This window comes from Rhizobium sp. RHZ02 (assembly GCF_014851575.1).
Taxonomy (GTDB): Bacteria; Pseudomonadota; Alphaproteobacteria; order Rhizobiales; family Rhizobiaceae; genus Rhizobium; species Rhizobium altiplani.
In genome coordinates this window covers 363,417-382,291 of the sequence record NZ_JACUZX010000004.1, presented here as the reverse complement: position 1 = coordinate 382,291, position 18,875 = coordinate 363,417, and the positions used below count along the sequence as shown (strand labels likewise).

Annotated in this window: 18 protein-coding genes and 1 tRNA gene; 11 read left to right on the top strand and 8 right to left on the bottom strand. The window is 61.7% G+C overall.

The genetic code is table 11. The features are described from left to right. Positions 1-738 carry a type 1 glutamine amidotransferase gene (locus tag IB244_RS09570; protein ID WP_018855340.1) on the bottom strand — a complete coding sequence of 246 codons (738 nt, stop codon included), beginning with the start codon at positions 736-738 and terminating at the stop codon, positions 1-3. 119 nt (positions 739-857) lie between these two features. On the opposite strand from IB244_RS09570, the gene IB244_RS09565 reads away from it, so the two are divergent. Continuing rightward, a complete protein-coding gene (locus IB244_RS09565; protein WP_018855339.1) occupies positions 858-1,154 on the top strand; it encodes a SelT/SelW/SelH family protein in 297 nt (98 codons plus the stop codon). Positions 1,155-1,156: 2 nt separating this feature from the next. Here the strand turns inward: IB244_RS09565 and IB244_RS09560 are convergent, their stop codons facing one another. Further along, positions 1,157-1,585: a BA14K family protein gene (locus IB244_RS09560; protein WP_018855338.1), complete on the bottom strand. Its 429-nt coding sequence runs from the start codon at positions 1,583-1,585 to the stop codon at positions 1,157-1,159. Between the two features lie 177 nt (positions 1,586-1,762). Here IB244_RS09560 and IB244_RS09555 point away from each other — a divergent pair. Then, positions 1,763-1,847 (top strand) — tRNA-Leu (locus tag IB244_RS09555). Between the two features lie 240 nt (positions 1,848-2,087). On the opposite strand, the gene IB244_RS09550 is transcribed toward IB244_RS09555, so the two are convergent. Then, positions 2,088-2,423, bottom strand: coding sequence for a hypothetical protein (locus IB244_RS09550; protein WP_026371533.1), 336 nt, complete (start codon positions 2,421-2,423; stop codon positions 2,088-2,090). A gap of 348 nt (positions 2,424-2,771) precedes the next feature. On the opposite strand from IB244_RS09550, the gene purU reads away from it, so the two are divergent. From purU to IB244_RS09510, 8 genes are all read left to right on the top strand, one after another. Next, a complete protein-coding gene (gene purU / locus IB244_RS09545) occupies positions 2,772-3,656 on the top strand; it encodes a formyltetrahydrofolate deformylase (protein WP_018855336.1) in 885 nt (294 codons plus the stop codon). 109 nt (positions 3,657-3,765) lie between these two features. Further along, complete coding sequence (locus IB244_RS09540) at positions 3,766-6,693, top strand: aminotransferase (RefSeq protein WP_018855335.1); 2,928 nt, start codon at positions 3,766-3,768, stop codon at positions 6,691-6,693. A gap of 521 nt (positions 6,694-7,214) precedes the next feature. Then, positions 7,215-7,409: a hypothetical protein gene (locus IB244_RS09535; RefSeq protein WP_007529092.1), complete on the top strand. Its 195-nt coding sequence runs from the start codon at positions 7,215-7,217 to the stop codon at positions 7,407-7,409. Between the two features lie 117 nt (positions 7,410-7,526). Continuing rightward, positions 7,527-8,552: a P1 family peptidase gene (locus IB244_RS09530; protein ID WP_192304049.1), complete on the top strand. Its 1,026-nt coding sequence runs from the start codon at positions 7,527-7,529 to the stop codon at positions 8,550-8,552. Positions 8,553-8,673: 121 nt separating this feature from the next. Continuing rightward, positions 8,674-10,203, top strand: a complete 1,530-nt coding sequence (locus IB244_RS09525; protein WP_192304047.1) for an ABC transporter substrate-binding protein — start codon at positions 8,674-8,676, stop codon at positions 10,201-10,203. A 47-nt stretch (positions 10,204-10,250) separates the two neighbouring features. Continuing rightward, on the top strand, positions 10,251-11,198 hold the full coding sequence (locus IB244_RS09520) for an ABC transporter permease (RefSeq protein ID WP_192304045.1): 948 nt from the start codon (positions 10,251-10,253) through the stop codon (positions 11,196-11,198). A gap of 1 nt (position 11,199) precedes the next feature. Further along, positions 11,200-12,090 (top strand): ABC transporter permease, encoded by an 891-nt coding sequence (locus tag IB244_RS09515; protein ID WP_192304043.1) that lies wholly within the window; start codon positions 11,200-11,202, stop codon positions 12,088-12,090. A 7-nt stretch (positions 12,091-12,097) separates the two neighbouring features. Continuing rightward, positions 12,098-13,489: an amidase gene (locus tag IB244_RS09510; protein WP_192304041.1), complete on the top strand. Its 1,392-nt coding sequence runs from the start codon at positions 12,098-12,100 to the stop codon at positions 13,487-13,489. Here IB244_RS09510 and IB244_RS09505 read toward each other — a convergent pair. The 3 genes from IB244_RS09505 to IB244_RS09495 form a co-directional block, all read right to left on the bottom strand. Then, a complete protein-coding gene (locus IB244_RS09505) occupies positions 13,482-14,339 on the bottom strand; it encodes an NlpC/P60 family protein (RefSeq protein WP_192304039.1) in 858 nt (285 codons plus the stop codon). The genes IB244_RS09510 and IB244_RS09505 overlap by 8 nt on opposite strands. Positions 14,340-14,349: 10 nt before the next feature. Next, positions 14,350-14,700 carry a MarR family transcriptional regulator gene (locus tag IB244_RS09500; RefSeq protein WP_018855328.1) on the bottom strand — a complete coding sequence of 117 codons (351 nt, stop codon included), beginning with the start codon at positions 14,698-14,700 and terminating at the stop codon, positions 14,350-14,352. Between the two features lie 115 nt (positions 14,701-14,815). Further along, on the bottom strand, positions 14,816-16,204 hold the full coding sequence (locus tag IB244_RS09495) for a leucyl aminopeptidase family protein (protein WP_113470488.1): 1,389 nt from the start codon (positions 16,202-16,204) through the stop codon (positions 14,816-14,818). A gap of 143 nt (positions 16,205-16,347) precedes the next feature. Here IB244_RS09495 and IB244_RS09490 point away from each other — a divergent pair, with 143 nt between their 5' ends. Continuing rightward, a complete protein-coding gene (locus IB244_RS09490; RefSeq protein WP_192304095.1) occupies positions 16,348-17,175 on the top strand; it encodes a tetratricopeptide repeat protein in 828 nt (275 codons plus the stop codon). A gap of 2 nt (positions 17,176-17,177) precedes the next feature. Here IB244_RS09490 and IB244_RS09485 read toward each other — a convergent pair whose 3' ends face one another. Further along, the gene (locus tag IB244_RS09485) at positions 17,178-17,810 is read right to left on the bottom strand and encodes a LysE family translocator (RefSeq protein ID WP_113470489.1); all 633 of its coding nucleotides are present in this window, start codon (positions 17,808-17,810) and stop codon (positions 17,178-17,180) included. A 74-nt stretch (positions 17,811-17,884) separates the two neighbouring features. Further along, positions 17,885-18,868, bottom strand: a complete 984-nt coding sequence (locus IB244_RS09480; protein WP_018855324.1) for a type II secretion system F family protein — start codon at positions 18,866-18,868, stop codon at positions 17,885-17,887. Between the last annotated feature and the right edge of the window lie 7 nt (positions 18,869-18,875).

The window sequence follows — 18,875 nt, the reverse complement described above, 5'->3', positions numbered from 1 at the left end:
TTAAACGCCGGCGACCATGGGCTGTGATCGGACTTCCGCTCGGATCATGCGGACCCAATTGCGGCCGATGGCAAGGCCGGTGGCATCTGATGCCGCGGCGTGCGCGGAGGCAAGCGCCGCGTAGCGTTCATGCCAGCCCGGCTCCATCTGTTCGATCGATTCCGCAAACTCGCCCTTCCAGCTATCGATGACAGATGCGCTGGCCTCGAAATGGAACTGAGTGCCGTAGGCCGCGCGCCCGATACGAAACGCCTGGTTCTGAGTAAGCTCGCTCACTGCAAGACGCGTCGCACCCTGCGGCAGTGTGAAGGTGTCGCTGTGCCACTGGAATGTCGTGAAATCCGCCTCGAGGTTGGAGAGCAACGGATCCGCGTGCCCATCCTCGGACTTGCTGACCGAGTGCCAGCCAAACTCCAGTCCGGCATTCAGCTGGTTCTCCGCACCGTAGGCGCGCGCCAGGATCTGCGCCCCAAGACAGATGCCGAGCACCGCCTTGTCGGCCTCGGCGAAGTCGCGCATGAGCTGTGCAAGTCCTGGCAGGTAGGGATAGTTCGCGTCGTCGATCGCATTCTGCTCGCCGCCGAGCACCACCAGGGCGTCATGATCGGCAATGCCTGCCGGTAGCTTGCCGTCGATCCAGGGGTAGAAGTGCTCGATCTCGGCCTTGGCTTCCGCCAGCGCCAGCCCCAGCGAGCCGAGCGGCGTGCTTTTCATGTTTTCGATGACGGCGACCCGCATCAGCATCTCCAGTACGATTTCTGGCTCCGAGAGGAACACCAAGCGCCCGGTGATTGCAATACGGATTGCGCCACGCCACGGCAGTTCTTAAATCGGAGTGACGAAAGGAAACCCCTGATATGAGCGACAAGAAAGCCCGCGTGACGATCCTCTACTGCACCCAATGCAACTGGCTGCTGCGCGCCGGCTGGATGGCGCAGGAACTTCTGCAGACCTTCACCGACAGTCTCGGCGAAGTGGCGCTCGTTCCCGGCACCGGCGGCAATTTCGAAATCCGGGTCGATGGCGACCTGATCTGGGAGCGCAAGCGCGATGGCGGCTTTCCCGGTCCGAAGGAGTTGAAGCAGCGCGTGCGCGACATCATCGAACCCGGCCGGGATCTCGGCCATGTCGATCGCACTTCGCTGGAAAGCTGAGCCTAGTCGTAAGGCGAATTGCAAGTCTTGTAGATACCCTCATAGGTCAGGAACCGATCAGTCTTCGGATTGTAGGTCCGGTACTGGTTACGGCACCAATCCACATGGAACTGTTGTCCCTGTGCCTTCGGCTGCACCGTGCGCACGGGCGGGGGATCGTAATAGAGCGGTCCGCGACCTCGCGCAGCCGGCCGATAGTAGGTCGGACCGGTGGCCGTCGGCGGCCGATAGTTCGGCTGCACATAGGACGGGCGGAACGATTGGACCGGCCCGAAAGTGAAGCAGCCGCGCGCGTCACACATCGTCGACCCAACACGGATGATGTCCGATGCGCCGGCGGCGGGCGGAGACACGCCGAGCGGCATCGCAAACGCCGTGTAGGGCAGCAGGGAGAAGAGCGCGATCAGGCAAAAATTACGAGAGCCGGCCATCAGACGATCCTTTCTGCTGTGTATATAGGACGCCTTTGCAGCAATCGCTATCGCGGCCGCCTCAGATTGCAACCGCGCTGGCGAAGAGTGGCATCAACGACTTTTTTGCTGCCTGTCAGGAAAACTTCAAAAACCCTGTTGACAGCAAGGGGCCGCCCCCGTACATGGCTCTCCGTCGCCCAGATGGCGGAATTGGTAGACGCGCAGGTTTCAGGTACCTGTGCCGCGAGGCGTGGAGGTTCGAGTCCTCTTCTGGGCACCATTTCCCTAAGAAATGCAAAGTGAAGGCCGATATAAGGTCTTCCCATTTCTTCCCCCAAAGACATTAGCAGCGCAGGTAAAGACGTCGGATCAGGCTGCTGATTGCGGTTGCGATCAGGACTTGGGCGCGCTGTCGTCAGCGAGCTGTCGTTCGGACAATGCTGGGCGCAAAATCCGGCTGCACGGGCTCCCGGACACTCATAATGCGCAGTAGGGGCGACCGCCTGGGCAGCCCAACGGGTCAGCGGACCGGCTGATAGTGTCCGCGCAGCGGCACCTGCGTGCCGACACTTTCCACGCCGTCACGATCGCAGACGTAGACGAGGGTTGGCAGCCCGCCGGTCCGGAAGATTTTGTCATATCCGCGGCGCAGCGGCCGTGTCTCCGTCCGGCAGCTATACTGTTCCTCGTCCTTTGGATCCGGCTGCGCCTTGACGCCCGGCAGGTTTGCATAGGGATAGATCGACTGGACCTGCGGCTCGCCGGCTCGCCGCCAATCCGCGGCAAAGCTCGCGCCGGGCGCCAAACTTGCGCCGGTTGCTGCCAAGGCTATCAACCACACTCTTGCGAACCGCATATCGCCGGATCCGTCGTATTACATCTTTATTGTCGATGTAGGCGCGGCGTCGGCTTCCATCAAGCGAGCGCTTCGCTCGGTTGGCCGTCATCTCGAAAACGTGACTTCGTCGAAGGGGCCGCGCAAGTGCGGCCCACGGCGGGGATACGCGTCTTGACGACGCAAGCGGAACGGAGTTTTGCACGCTCTGCCGTAAGTTGATCGCGACGGGGAGGCGCCAGGAACCTGAAAGCTTCTGATGGCGTCTCTTGCAAATAGTTGCACGAATGAAGGCGCGGTGCTCTATCCGTGACTTTCGCTTTGATCTAAGCAGCCGGCCGACAGGCGGCGCGAGAAGGACGGAAACAGATGACGAGCTATGTATTGACGGTGACGTGCAAGTCGACGCGCGGGATCGTGGCGGCGATCGCGAACTACCTGGCCGATCAGGGCTGCAACATCGTCGATTCGTCGCAGTTCGACGATCTCGATACCGGCAAGTTCTTCACCCGTGTCAGCTTCATTTCAGAAGAAGGCGTCGGTCTTGCGGCACTCAAGGAAGGCTTCAAGCCGGTCGCAGAGAAATTCGACATGGAAGCCGAAATCCATGATGGCGCCAGCCGCATGAAGGTGCTTTTGATGGTGTCGCGCTTCGGCCACTGTTTGAACGACTTGCTCTACCGCTGGAAGATTGGTGCGCTGCCGATCGATATCGTCGGCGTGGTCTCCAATCACTTCGATTATCAGAAGGTCGTGGTGAACCACGATATTCCGTTCCACCACATCAAGGTGACGAAGGAAAACAAGCCGCAGGCCGAGGCTCAGCTCCTTGATCTCGTGGACCAGACCGGCACCGAACTGATTGTGCTCGCCCGCTACATGCAGGTCCTTTCCGATGCCATGTGCCGCAAGATGTCCGGCAAGATCATTAATATCCATCACTCCTTCCTGCCGAGCTTCAAGGGCGCCAACCCCTACAAGCAGGCCTATGAGCGCGGCGTGAAGCTCATTGGCGCCACGGCGCATTATGTGACGGCCGATCTCGATGAGGGGCCAATCATCGAGCAGGATACCGCCCGCATCACCCACGCTCAGAGCGCCGACGATTACGTCTCCATCGGCCGCGACGTGGAGAGCCAGGTTCTGGCACGCGCCATCCATGCGCATATCCATCGCCGCGTCTTCCTGAACGGCAACCGCACGATCGTATTTCCCGCAAGTCCGGGCAGCTACGCATCGGAACGCATGGGCTGATCGCCGCGGCGGCTTTGCCGTCGATCGACCGCGATCTCCTCGCTTGCCGGTGGCAAGGATTCGATTATCTGCGTAGTCTGCGAAATCGAATCATGCCGCGGGGGATGCCATGACTGACGAGACGCTTGCCGATCGCGCGACGTTGCCACGCCCTGACGTGACCGCTGCGGAAGCCGGCGACATCCTTCAGTCGCGTTATGGCCTGTCAGGAGCGATCACCGAGCTCGGCAGCCAGCAGGATCGCAACTATCGCCTCGATACCGGCGAACGAAGCTACGTGCTCAAGATATGCCATGTGACCTATGAGACGGTGGAGCTCGAGGCGCAGAACGCAGCCATCCGCCACATCGGCACGAAAGAGGATGCGCCGCGCGTTCCTCACGTCATCCCATCGACGGACGGGCAGGACATCGTCGCTGTCACCGTGCGCGACCAGACCTTTCAGGTTCGACTGCTGGAGTATCTTGAAGGCGAGGGGCTGACGCACCGCAAGCACCTGCCGAAAGAGTCGGTGGCGGCACTGGGAGCTCTCTGCGCCCGCCTGGCGCAGTCGCTGGCCGACTTCACGCATCCTGGTCTCGACCGCAGCCTGCAATGGGACCTGCGCCGCGCCGGTCCGGTCGCGGTCCAGTTGTTGTCGGCGATCACCGACAGCGCCGCACGTGATCGCATCGCCAAGACGATGGTGTCAGCCGTGAGGCGAATCCAACCCCTGGCGCCGTCCTTGCGGCTACAGGCCGTGCACCATGACGTGACCGGCGACAACGTTGTCAGCCGTCGTGATGAGCGGGGCCATCTGGTCCCTGACGGCGTCATCGATTTCGGCGACATCATTCGCGGCTGGCTGATCGGCGATCTGGCGGTCACCTGCGCCTCGCTGCTACATCAGGCTGATGGCGATCCGCAGTACATTCTTCCTGCAGTGAAGGCATATCACGAGGTCTATCCGCTCACCGAGGAGGAGCTGCGCGCGCTCTGGCCGCTCGTCGTTGCCCGCGCGGTCATTTTGGTCGCCAGCAGCGAGCAGCAGATCTCGATCGATCCCGAGAACGACTATGTTCGCGGCAATCTCGAGCTCGAACGCCGCATATTCGATATGGCGGTATCCGTTCCATTCGAACTCATGGAAGTCGCGGTCCTGAAGGCGGTGGGCATCGAAACGGCCGCGGTTTCGATGGAGGACTGGCGTCCATTGTTGCCCGACATCGACCCGGCGACCATATCCTTCGTCGATCTCGGTGTCCAAAGCCCGCATTTCGCTGCGGGAAACTGGGCGCAGTCCGACATGGATTGGCGCCTGCTCGCGCGCGCGGCAGCCGAGACGGGCACTGCGGCCACGCGTTACGGCGAATACCGATTGTCGCGCTCGAAGCCTCGGAGCGCCACCCCATCCGCAACCTTCACGCTGCATTCCGACGTCTGTCTTGCGGGCGGCAGCACGGTTGCTGCTCCATTCGCGGGGAAGGTCATTCGGAAGGATCACCATTTCGTTCTGGCAGGCGAGGGTGTCAGCCTTCATCTCGACGGGATTGAGCCGTCGCTTGAAAACGAAGCCGAGGTCGAGCCCGGGCAACCGCTCGGGACCATATCCGGTGAGAGCGGATCTCTCGGCGGGCTGCGCGTACAACTCTCCACCTTGCCAGGCGTCGAACCGCCGCTGTTCTGCACTCCGCAGGAGGCCATGGCCTGGTCGGAACTATGTCCATCGCCGGCTGCCCTTCTGGGCGTTGGCGTCAATGCGCCGAAGCTGGCGTCGGCAGCGTTGTTCGCGCTCAGGCAGGCCCATCTCGCAAGGCCGCAGAAGAACTACTACGAAATACCGCCGCAAATGGAGCGCGGCTGGCAGGAGCATATGTTCGATGTCGAGGGCCGTGCCTATCTCGACATGCTGAACAACGTCACCATTCTGGGGCATGGCCACCCGCGCCTGGCGGAGGCGGTCAGCGAACAGTGGCTGCGGCTGAACACCAATTCACGCTTTCACTATGGCGCCATTGCGGAATTTTCCGAGCGCCTGACCTCCCTGGCGCCGGAAGGGCTGGATGCGGTGTTCCTCGTCAACAGCGGATCGGAAGCCAACGACCTCGCCCTGCGACTAGCTTGGGCGCACACGGGCGCCAAGCATATGCTCAGCCTTCTCGAAGCCTACCACGGCTGGTCGGTTGCGAGCGATGCGGTGTCCACCTCGATCGCCGACAATCCGGAGGCTTTGACGACGCGGCCCGACTGGGTGCACGCCGTCCTCTCGCCCAATACCTATCGTGGTGCGTTCCGCGGTTCGGAATCGACGATTGGTTACGTGGAGGCCGTCGTCGACGCCCTTGAAGCCGTCGATGCACGGGGCGAGGGGTTGGCCGGCTTCATCGCCGAGCCGGTCTACGGGAATGCCGGCGGAATATCGCTGCCGGACGGATACCTTGCCGCAGTCTACAGGCAGGTGCGGGCCCGCGGCGGCGTCTGCATCGCCGACGAAGTACAGGTGGGCTACGGTCGGCTTGGGCACCATTTCTGGGGCTTCGAGCAACAGGGCGTCGTCCCCGACATCATCACGGTAGCGAAAGGCATGGGCAATGGACATCCGCTCGGCGCTGTGATCACGACCAGGGCCATTGCCGATTCGCTGGAGAAGGAAGGTTATTTCTTCTCGTCCGCTGGCGGCAGTCCGGTCAGTTCCGTGGTGGGTATGACCGTCCTCGATATCATGGCCGATGAAGAACTGCAGGCGAATGCGCGCGATGTTGGCGATCATCTCAAGAGCCGTCTGGTCGCGCTGATCGACCGCTATCCGATCGTCGGCGCGGTGCACGGCATGGGACTTTACCTCGGGCTCGAACTCGTCCGCGACAGAACGACGCTGGAACCCGCGAGCGAAGAGACAGCGGCAATCTGCGGCCGCCTGCTCGATCTCGGGGTCTTGATGCAGCCGACCGGCGATCACCTCAATGTGTTGAAGATCAAGCCTCCCCTTTGCCTGACAGTGGAGAGCGCCGATTTCTTCGTCGACATGCTGGAAAAGGTTCTCTCCGAGGGGTGGTAGCCTGTTTTTTGCCCGCGTTAACCATTTCGGTCATTTCGAGGCTTTCCCGTTTTTTCATCAGATGCCCATTGCCGGAATCAGCGGGACTTCCTATCTCTGCGCCGTGATCGAAAGAGACCGTCGGACTGTCACGCGAATTGCACAAAGACTTGATAGAGTTCTTTCAGTCAATTCGATCTTAATGGAATGAAATTTTCCGAATGGTCGATATTTTGACACGTTTCGGAATATGTTTCTTGTAGGCTGCTAGCTATAGTCTACCAACAAAGTAGATTAATAGCGCGGCCGTCGCCGGTCTTGGAACACCAGGGCCTCAAACAAGCGCAACGCCAGAGAAAGGAACGAGACATGACTGACATCGACACTCTCGCCAATTTCCCTGGGCGATCTGTGCTTGGCAATGACCGTCCGGGCGCTCTCTCCCGCCCGAACTGTCGAATGTGACCTTCGTCCACCCTTAACGGAATCAGACAAGTCAATTCGCCATCGCCAGCGCATACCGCGCGGCAGGAGTTCTACGCATGAAAAAAGAAGTAATCGAATACGCAGGCGTTCCCGTCGGGATCGTCATCCCGGATGAGAACCGGTTGAAGTTCATCGCAGTGAAGTTTCACGTTCACGATCTGGACGAGCAGCATTTCAGCTCGCCGGCTGAGGTGAAGCTCGCGATCCATGATCTGATGACCCGCCGTCACCCGAAGCCTATCCATGCCTGAGGGCATGAAGCACGGCCCAACCAGCCCTGACAGATTTCAGACCGGTCTTGCCAAAGGTGAGGCCGGTCTTGTGTTTTGACCGCCATTGCGGTCCTATCGCGCTCTTGCTCAACAAGGGTGGCGCGCTTGCTCAATCTGATTACCGACATTGATGGCGTCTCGGTCGGAAACGCGACGGATCTGAGGCTCGGCTCAGGTGTGACCGCGATCGTCTTCGACGAACCGGCAACGGCCTCCGCTGTGGTTCTCGGAGGCGCTCCGGGCGGTCGTGACACGGCGCTTCTCGATCCGTCGATGACGGTCGGCGCAGTCGATGCCTTCGTGCTGTCAGGTGGCTCGGCCTTCGGTCTTGACGCGGCTGGCGGCGTTCAGGCGGGACTTCGGGAAGCCGGGCGAGGTTTTCCCGTCGGCGACGTGAAGGTGCCGATCGTTCCGCAGGCGATCCTGATGGACCTGCTGAACGGCGGCGACAAGGATTGGGGGCTGCAGTCGCCCTATCGCGACATGGGCTATCAAGCCTTCAAGACATCGGCGAAAGTGCCGTTTACCCTCGGTTCCGTCGGTGCGGGAGCCGGTGCCACAACCGCGACCGTCAAAGGTGGTCTCGGTTCGGCAAGTGGCGAGACCAGCACCGGCCTGCGGATTGGAGCGATCGTCGCCGTCAATGCGCTTGGCTCGGCGACAGTGGGCGAGGGGCCGCATTTCTGGTCGGCGCCGTTCGAGCAGGGCCGGGAGTTTGGCGGCCTCGGCTTGCCCGCGCCGATCTCACAAGCCGACATCCGCATGCGGCTAAAGGGCATGAACACGATAGCGACAACGATTGGCGCCATCGTTACCGACGCCGAATTGACCAAGCAGGAGGCGCACCGTCTCGCGATCATGGCCCATGACGGTTTCGCCCGCGCCCTGCTGCCGGCGCACCTGCCTTTCGACGGCGACACTGTCTTTGCTGCCTCGACGGGCAGGAGGCCCCGACCGGATTTGCCAGCCTTTTTCGAGCTCTGCCATCTCGCCACGATGGTCATGGCACGCGCCATTGCGCGGGGAGTCTTTGAGGCCACCGCACTGCCAGTCGCTGGCGCCCAGCAGGCTTGGCGAGACCGCTACCCTGATCGCGCAAGTTCGTCTAAACAAGGCGCCTAAATCGACGGAGACCCCGAATGCAGATCCCGGCCTTAATTCGCGCCAGGCGGTGTGCGTTTTGGGAGTGACAAGTTGGCTCATAAAAGTCATCGCCACGGCGGCGGGCAGACAGGGGAATAAATTGATGAAGGTTTCGCGTGCGCCGTCGGCGCTGTTGGCTCGGCGATTTTATCTCGGTGCGGCGGTTTCAGTTGGCCTCGTGCTGCTGGGGCAGACCCCCGCGGAAGCCGCCAAGACCACGCTGACCCTTGGCATGACGGTGGAGCCAACCGGCCTTGATCCGACGATCGCAGCCCCTGTCGCGATCGGCCAGGTCACCTGGCAGAACGTTTTCGAAGGCCTTGTAACGATTGACGAGACCGGGAAGATCCAGCCACAGCTCGCCAAGAGCTGGGAGGTTTCCCCGGACGGTCTAACCTATACGTTCAAGCTGCAGAGCGGCGTCAAATTCCATGATGGCGAGGCTTTCGATTCCGCTGCAGCGAAATTTGCGCTCGATCGCGCGCGCGGTGCTGACTCGGTAAACCCGCAAAAGCGCTTCTTCGCCTCGATCACTTCCATAGAGACACCGGACCCGGAAACGCTCGTCCTGCATCTCTCGGCTCCAACAGGCAGTCTCCTCTACTGGCTCGGCTGGCCGGCCTCGGTGATGGTCGGCCCGAAGTCTGCCGCCGGGGATAAGACGACGCCCGTTGGCACCGGCCCGTTCAAGTTCGTGAATTGGGCAAAGGGCGACAAGGTCGAGCTCGCAAGGAACGCCGACTATTGGAGCAGGGACGCCGCGGCAAAGCTCGACAAGGTGACCTTCCGCTTCATCGCCGATCCGCAGGCCCAGGCCGCGGCCTTGAAGTCGGGCGATGTCGACGCCATTCCGGAATTCGCGGCGCCTGAGCTGATGAGTTCGTTTGACGGCGATGCGAAGCTTACGACCAAGATCGGCAATACCGAGCTGAAGGTTGTCGCCGGCATGAACAACGCGAAGAAGCCTTTCGACGACAAACGCGTCCGTCAGGCGTTGATGATGGCGATCGACCGGAAGACGGTCATTGACGGCGCCTGGTCGGGGCTAGGTACGGCGATCGGCAGCCACTACACGCCGAACGACCCCGGCTACGTCGATCTCACCGGCGCCCTGCCCTATGATCCCGAAAAGGCGAAGGCGCTGCTTGCCGAAGCCGGCTATCCTGATGGTTTCACCTTCACGATCAAGTCGCCGCAAATGGCTTATGCGCCACGTAGCGCGCAGGTCATGCAGGCGATGCTGGCTGAAATCGGCGTAACCATGAACATCGAACCGACGGAATTCCCGGCCAAGTGGGTGCAGGATGTCATGAAGGACCGCGCCTACGAAATGACGATCGTAGCGCACGCCGAACCGCTCGACATCGACATCTACGCCCGTGATCCGTACTACTTCAACTACAAGAATCCCGCGTTCAACGAGCTGATGAAGAAGGTGCAGGAGACCTCGGATCCTGTAGCGCAAGCGAAGATCTTCGGCGACGCCCAGAAGATTCTGGCCGAGGATGTGCCGGCGCTCTATCTCTTCGTCATGCCCAAGCTGGGCGTCTGGGACAAGAAGCTGAAGGGTCTCTGGGAGAATGAACCCATTCCCTCGAACGTCCTTACGAACGTCTCCTGGGAAGACTGATTACGGGCTGATGATATGGTGAGGCGGCGGATCGTACCGGACGTGAAATGATAACGCTTCTGTCTCGTCGCCTTGTCGGTCTGATTGTCACGCTCGCTGTCGTCTCGCTGCTGATTTTTGCGGTGATGGATCTGCTGCCGGGCGATCAGGCCTCCATCATGCTGGGCACGTCAGCCGCACCGGAAACGCTCGCAAACCTGCGTCACGAGCTTGGGCTCGATCAGCCGCTCCTGTGGCGCTATGGAGAATGGCTCGCTGGCGTATTCCGTGGAAACCTCGGCCAATCCTACACCTACGGTGTGCCCGTTGCCGGCCTGATTCTTGAGAGACTGGCGGTTACGCTTCCGCTGGCGCTGATGGCGATCATGCTTTCCGTCGCCATCGCGATCCCTCTCGGTGCCCTTGCGGCGGCGCATCGAGGCGGATTGCCTGACGCTGTCGCTTCGATATTTTCGCAGATGGGCATCGCCGTTCCGGGCTTCTGGGTGGCTCTACTGCTGATCATGCTGTTTTCGACGGCGCTCGGCTGGATGCCGGCCGGAGGTTTCCCGGGTTGGAACGCCGGCTTCCTGCCAGCCCTCAAAGCGCTTCTTATGCCCGCGGTGGCGCTCGCATTACCGCAAGCGGCGGTCCTGACACGCGTCACGCGTTCTGCCGTTCTGGAAACCCTGCATGAGGATTTCACTAGGACAGCCCTTGCCAAGGGATTGTCGAAGCGGCGCGTCCTGTGGCGGCACTCGGTGCCGAACGCCCTCGTTCCCGTTCTGACGATCCTCGGCCTGCAGTTCACCTTCCTGGTTGCTGGCGCGGTTTTGGTCGAGAATGTCTTCAACCTTCCGGGCCTCGGTCGCCTTGCCTATCAGGCGCTGTCGCAGCGCGACATCATCGTCATGCAGGATGTCGTCCTGCTCTTTGCTGGGCTCGTTATCGTCATGAACTTCATCGTCGATCTCTCCTATCTGGCGATCGACCCGCGCCTGCGGAAAGGCATTTGACATGGCGCCGATCGCCTCCAATCCAATAGGCCTCAAGCGCCGGCGATTTGACATTAGCCGGAGAATGAATTTGGTCGTCGGCGGCGGTGTCATCACCCTTCTTGTCGCCGTCGCGGTGCTGTCGCTGGTCTGGACGCCGCTGCCGCCAGCGAAGATGCAGATCATTCACAAGCTGCAGCCCCCTTTCGCGTTCGGCGTTCTCGGCACGGACCAATTCGGCCGAGATGTCCTCTCGATGCTGATGGTCGGCTGCTGGAATTCCCTTTCCATCGCCGTTGCCGCCGTGGCGATCGGCGGGACGCTCGGTTCGATCGCCGGTATCTCGGCCGCTGCCGTGCGGGGCGTGTTCGAAACGTTGCTGATGCGCGCCTGCGACGTCGTTTTCGCGCTGCCGCCGATTCTTTCGGCGATGATGCTGGGCGCCTTTCTCGGTCCGGGCCGGCTTACTGCGATCGTTGCCATTGCAACGTTCATGATTCCCGTCTTTGCCCGCGTCACGCTTGCCACGGCCCTCCAAGCCTGGAGCCGGGACTACGTGCTCGCTGCCCGCGCAATCGGAAACAGCCGCTTCGCGATCTCCGTCCGCCACGTGCTCCCGAACATCATGAGCCAGATCATTGTCCAAGTGACGATCCAGTTGGGCTTGGCCGTGCTGACGGAGGCCGGGCTCAGCTTCCTTGGCCTCGGGATCGCACCACCCGCCCCGACCTGGGGCCGTATGCTGGCCGACGCGCAAACCTACCTGGCGCTCGCGCCATGGCTGGCCATCCTGCCCGGCCTTGCCATCGCACTCTGCGTCTTCGGCTTCAACATGCTTGGCGATGGCCTGCGCGACATGCTCGACCCGCGCGAGACGAGTGCCGTCAGTGTTCGAAACCACAGGTGCGGATGAGAGTGCCATGTCCGAAACCGACTTGACGATCCACGAATTGAGGCGGCGCTTCGCCGATCGAAGCCTGTCTCCGCTTGAATATTGGCTGGCGCTGGAACGACACATTGAAGCGTGGGAGCCTGCCATCTGCGCGCTCTACGCCTATGACCCGGAGGCGGCGCGCAAGCAGGCGCAAGCGTCAAGCGACCGATGGATGAGGGGAGCAACGCTTGGGCTCCTCGATGGCATCCCGGCGACGCTGAAGGAACTGATCGCTACCAAGGGGCAGCCGGTGCCGCTCGGGACCAAGGCGGTCGAACTGCAGCCTGCGACCGAGGATGCGCCGGCCGCGGCCAGGTTGCACGAGGACGGCGCGGTGCTCTTTGCGAAGACGACCTGCCCCGATTACGGGATGCTTTCCTCGGGTCTTTCCAGCTTCCACCCCCTAAGCCGCAATCCTTGGGATACCACGCAGAATCCCGGAGGATCGAGCGCCGGGGCGTCCGCTGCGGCCGCTGCGGGCTATGGGCCCCTGCACATCGGTACCGACATCGGTGGTTCGGTGCGCTTGCCGGCAGGCTGGACAGGGATCTTCGGCTTCAAGCCGAGCCACGGTCGCATCCCGATCGATCCGTTCTATGTCGGCCGTTGCGCCGGACCGATGACACGTACCGTCGAAGACGCGGCCCACGCGATGGCGACGCTCTCGCGTCCGGACTGGCGCGATGGCACCAGCCTGCCTCCAGCGGATCTCGATTGGATGGATCTTGAGATCGATGTTCGCGGATTGAAGATTGGGCTGATGCTTGATGCCGGCTGTGGCCTCGCGGTCGAGGACGAGGTGCGGGCGGCCGTTGAGGCTGCCGGCCGACGTTTTGAGGAGGCCGGCGCGATTGTCATCCCTGTTCAGCCTGTTCTGACGCGGGAGATGCTGGACGGGTTGGATAGCTTCTGGCGTGCGCGCTTCTGGGGCGAAATCGAGAAGCTAAGCCGTGAGCGCAGAAACAGCATCCTCCCCTACATTTACGCCTGGGCCGAGGGCGGCGCTTCCGTAAGCGGCGTGGACGCCGTCAGGGGCTTCAATCAGACGATCGAGATGCGCAGGAGTTGCGGTAGACTGTTCACGAAGGTCGACGCCGTGATTTCGCCAACCAACCCTATCGTCTCCTATCCGGCCGAATGGGCTTCGCCGACGAACGATCCCGCGCGTCCCTTCGAGCACATCTGCTTCACGGTGCCGTGGAACTTGTCCGAGCAGCCCGCCGCCTCGATCAATTGCGGCTTTTCGCGATCAGGGATGCCGATCGGGCTGCAGATCGTCGGCCCCCGCTTCAATGACATGTTTGTCTTGAAGCTGTCGAAGGCTTTCGAAACGTGGACGGGCGGGATCAGGTCATGGCCGAAGCCGCCGGTCAGATGACCGGGCGGCGATAGCCTGTCGGTTGCTCGTAGAGCCAGCCGATGCGTTTGATGGCATCCTGGAGGTTTTCGCGACCCACGGTCATTGTATGGCCGTTGGCGTGGATGATCGTCTCCGGATCTTCCAGGATGGCAACGTGCCCCTTCCAGAAGACCAGATCGCCTCGGCGCAGGTCGGCCCTGTCGATCGGCTCGCCAAGGCCCGCCGCCTGCATGTCGGTGTCGCGCGGCACGCTTCGTCCCGTCATCAGCATCGAGAGCTGAACGAGGCCCGAACAGTCGATGCCAAGTCCGGAGCGACCACCCCAGAGGTAGGGGGTCTCAAGAAACCGGCTTGCGACGTCGACATAGTCGCCACCTTGAGCTTCGCCGATCGGCCGCACGTGCTTTGCGAAGATCGCCGTGCCGTCTTCCAGCATCACATAGTGGTTGCCGCGTGTTTCTGCCTCACCGACAATCCGGACGCGGCTGCCCATGGATAGGATGGATTGGTACGGTTTGCGCAGCTCCGCCTCTTGATAGAGGAAAGTCCGCTGGACCGTGACGACATGTGTCGGCGCAACAAGCACGTCCGAAAGGGCGGTCTCCGGCAGATAGCCGACATAGTTGTCGCCGCTGGCCTTGACCCAGCACCATCCGTCGGCGCGATCGTAGACGGTGACCTCCTCTCCGAGGAGCAGTTCCGTATCGATTCCCTTGGCGAGATCGGGCACTGGCCGCAAACCGATGACCGGCACGGCTACCCGGGCCGGTGTGCCGGCAACGAAGCGCAGGGCTTCCACACGTCCTTCCAGCCCCGCCTCGGCGAGATCCGGTCGGTAGGCATGCAAGCGGCGATCAAGCATCGTCATTGTATCCCTTTCACGGCGTCAGGCGGCGACCTTGGTCGCGCACGAGATCGCCAAGCTTTTCCAGATAGAGCGCCCCTCCGACGGTACGCTTTATCACGACATTTCGCCGGTCGCGTTCGTCGCGCACACGGTCGACCAGACCCATTTCCCCCATCGTATCCAATGCCCGGGTGATGACAGGCTTGGTCACGTTGAGCGTCGCAGCTAGGCCGCGCACGGTATGCGGCGGCGGCACGAGATAGATATGCAGCAGGATCGCCATCTGGCGCAACGTCAAATCGCGATCATCGAGTCTGACCTGATCGAGCGTCACACCATGCCACAGGCCCAATGCCTGCGAAGCCGTCAGTGCGATCGGCATGGCTCCTCCGGAAACTCGTTACGCCCCGCGTTCCATTTTCCGGCACGTGGTCGCGCAACGCAATGGGGTGGCAAATCTGCCGCCCCAAAGGGTGAATAAAATTTTAACGATCGCGTTAACGCACACTTTGCCGGATGTGGTGATAGAGCGCACGAATGGCCTGCGCCTCGCCGCCGCCGGGGGAGTGCGGTCGTTCTGATGGCGCCCAGCCGTAGATATCGAAATGCGCCCAGCTCGTGGCGCTGGAGACGAAGCGCTTGAGGAACAGGGCGGCGGTGATTGCACCGGCCATGCCGCCCGCCGGCGCATTGGTGATGTCGGCAAACTTGGTGCGGATATCCTTTTCATAGCCGGCATAGAGCGGCAGTCGCCACAGGGGGTCGTCCGTCTCAAGGCTTGCTTCGGTCAAGTCCTGGGCGAGTTCGGCATCGTCGGTAAAGAAGGGCGGCAGGTCAGGGCCGAGAGCCACGCGCGCCGCACCCGTCAGCGTCGCCATGTCGATCAGGAGGTCGGGAGCATCCTCGTCAGCGTAGGCAAGCGCATCTGCGAGGATCAACCGGCCTTCGGCATCGGTATTGTCGATCTGTACCGTCAGCCCCTTGCGGCTCCGGTAGATGTCGCCCGGGCGGAAGGCGTTGGACGAGATCGAGTTTTCGACGACGGGAATGATAACCCTGAGATCGACCTTGAGCTTGGCGTCCATGATCATCAGCGCCAGCCCCATGACATTTGCCGCGCCGCCCATGTCCTTCTTCATCAGCAGCATCGAAGAGGCCGGCTTGATGTCGAGACCGCCGGTGTCGAAGCAGACACCCTTGCCGACGAGCGTGATCTTGCGGTGACCCTTCTTGCCCCAGCGCATTTCGAGCAGGCGCGGCGCATCGGCGCTCGCGCGGCCGACCGTATGGACCAGAGGGAAGTTCTGCCGCAGATCGTCACCGCTGACGACATTGATTTCCGCCTTGTAATGGGCGGCAAGCCCGCGGAAGGCGGCTTCCAGTTCGTTCGGTCCCATGTCGTTAGTCGGCGTGTTGATCAGGTCGCGCGCCAGGAAGACGCCGGCAAGCTGTCGCTTGATATCCGCTCCGTCAGCATCGCGCGGGATCATCAGCGTTGGAGCGGACGCCTTCTCCGACTTGTACCGGTCGAAGCGATAGCTGCCGAGGCCGAAGCCAAGCGAGAGACGGTTGGCCGTCAGCGGTGCGGTTTCGATGTGCCAGTCGCCGGCCGGCAGCGTGCGCGCAAGCTTACCGGTAATGTAAGGTTGCTCGGACGGATTGGTGCCGAGCCCGAACAACGCGCCCCCGAGATGACCGTCCTCTGTCGGAATGAGCAGCAGTGAGCCGCTTTCGGCCTTATATCCCGCCTTCTTGGCCCAATCGAGCGCGATGGGATCGATCGTGCCGGTTTCAATATGCGCCGGGGTGACGGCAAAGATCGGCAGGGTCGAGCCGCCCTTGGTGTTGAACGGGGTCGGTCTCTCGATGAACTGATAGGGTGCCATGTGTTTCCTTCGAGGCAAGTCCGGGAATCGCGTCTTAACGGTATGTTAGGGTTAACAGACTATTGCTGGAGTGAAGATTGCGTCAAAGCCTTTCCCTGTTCCGCTTTGAGGTCAGACGCCGATTCGGATCTCAGGGACACATGATGCCTGCTTCGGCCAATACTTCGCTCAAAACTCGGGTTTTTCAGGGCGCTGCGACCGCGCTCGTCGCCCTGGCACTCGCCGGCTGCACGACAACCAAGGATCGGATGACGACGGGATCGGTGCCGACCCTCGCCAAGCCGGTCGAAGCGATGAACGAAGCCGAGCTACGCAGCTCGTCCGAGCGTGTCGGACAGGCCTACGAAAAGAACCCGCGCGATGCCGTCAACGGCATGAACTATGCCAACCTCTTGCGCATGCAGGGCCGCGACGCCCAGGCGCTGGCGGTCATGCAGCAGGTTGCCATTGCCAACCCAACCGATCGAACAGTGCTCGCGGCCTACGGAAAGGCCCAGGCTGCTGCCGGTCAACTACAGCAGGCGCTTGATACGATCGGTCGCGCTCAGACGCCGGATCGTCCGGACTGGAAGCTCACATCGGCGGAGGGCGCGATCCTCGATCAGCTCGGCCGCTCTGCCGAAGCGCGCCAGCGCTATCGCGAAGCGCTCGGCATCCAGCCAAACGAAGCATCGATCCTGTCGAACCTCGGTATGTCTTATGTGCTGACCGGTGACCTCCGAACGGCCGAGACCTATCTGCGTCAGGCCGCAGGCCAGCCCACCGCCGATAGTCGGGTCCGTCAGAATCTGGCGCTCGCCATTGGCCTTCAAGGCCGGTTCCCTGAAGCGGAAAAGATTGCGCGTGGCGAGCTTTCGCAAGAACAGGCCGACGCCAACGTCGCCTATCTGCGCTCGATGCTGTCACAGCAGAATTCCTGGCAAAAGCTTGCGGCCAAGGATAGCGGTAGCGGTCCCACCGCCACGAACTGACGCTAGCGGCCGGCTAGCCCCGAGGTGACAAGCTGCACGCCGAGGCCGGCCATGACCGTCCCTGCCAGGCGATCGATCCACGTCTTCGCAGCGAGGTAAAGCCGCCTCGGATGGCTGGCCGAGAATGCGAGCGCGACGATCGTGTACCAGCCGGCTTCGACGGCAAACACGCCGATCGGCAGCGAAAAAATCAGTCCAAGCGGAACCGTCTTCGGCAACAAGGCTGCGAAGATACTGGCGTAAACGACGATCGCCTTTGGGTTGCTGAGCTGTGTCAGCAGAGCGGTGATGAAGCTGCGGGCGAGTGAGCGATGGTCGCTTGCCGCGTCGCCGATATGGATCGGCTCGCCTGCGCCACGCCAGATCTTGAGGGCGATGTAGACGAGATAGGCGCCGCCCGCCACCTTCAGCGCCAGATAAAGCCACTCGAATTGCGCAAGCAGTGCCGTCAGCCCCGCCAGCGCTAACGCGCTGAAGGCAACGCCGCCAATGCCCATGCCGAGTGCTGCCGCAAGCCCGTCCAGACGTGAACGCGACATTGCAATGCGTGAAACGAGGACAAAGCTCGGACCGGGGCTCATCGCCCCTATCGAAAGGGCGGCAATGATACTCAGGAAGATGCTTACAGACGACATCGCGGGCTCCAGCTGACTCGGAAAACGCCCGACCCTATGCCCAATGCGTGTAGATCGCCAGCCTCGTCGAAATACTAGAAGCGATCCGCGACCTGGATGCCAGCTGGCCCGAGGATGACGGCGACGAGAACCGGCAGGAAGAACAGGATCATCGGCACCGTGAGCTTCGGGGGAAGTGCCGCAGCCTTCTTCTCTGCCTCGTTCATGCGCTCGTCGCGGCCTTCCTGTGCGAGGACGCGCAGCGCCTGGGAAACCGGCGTGCCGTAGCGATCCGCCTGGATCAGGGCCTGGGTGACGGACTGCACCAGTGGGATCTGCGTGCGCAGGCCGAGGTTCTCAAGCGCAACCCGCCGATCGGGAAGGAAGGAAAGCTCGGCGGTCGTCAGAATCATCTCTTCCGCCAGCGCCGGCGAGGCCTCGCCGAGTTCTTCGGATACACGACGCATGGCGGCCTCGATCGAAATACCCGACTCGACGCAGATTAGCATCAGGTCGAGCGCGTCGGGCCAGGCACGCTTGATCGAGTGCTGGCGCTTTGACATGCGATTGGAGATGAAAATGTTCGGTGCATAGAAGCCCACATAGGCGATGCCGAGCGTCACCAGGAAGCGCATCGTCGTTGGCTTGTCGGCCAGATGATCGAGACCAAAGACCCAGAAAACTGCAAGGCCGAAGAACAGGAACGGCAACAGGAAACGCGCGACAAGGAACATGTTCAAGGCATTTTCGGAACGAAACCCGGCTGCCCGGAGCTTGTTCATGGTGTTCTCGTCGACCAGTGCCTCGCGAAGGTTGAACTTCTCCACGATCTGTCGCACTGAGCGGTTGTTCTGGGTACGAAGGGAAGCTTTCCCGGCGGAATCGGTGTTCATGCGCGCGCGTTCGCGAGCGCGAATCTGCTCGCGCTCCGTCGATACGGCCTTCATGCGCTTGTTGAGGTCGCCGCGCTCGAAGAACGGGACAGCGATTGTATACAGGCTGGCGAAGACAGCGATCGCCACGAACACTGCGATCAGCATGGAGGGGTCTGTCAGTTTGGTCGCGAGGTCAGATGACACGCCCGTT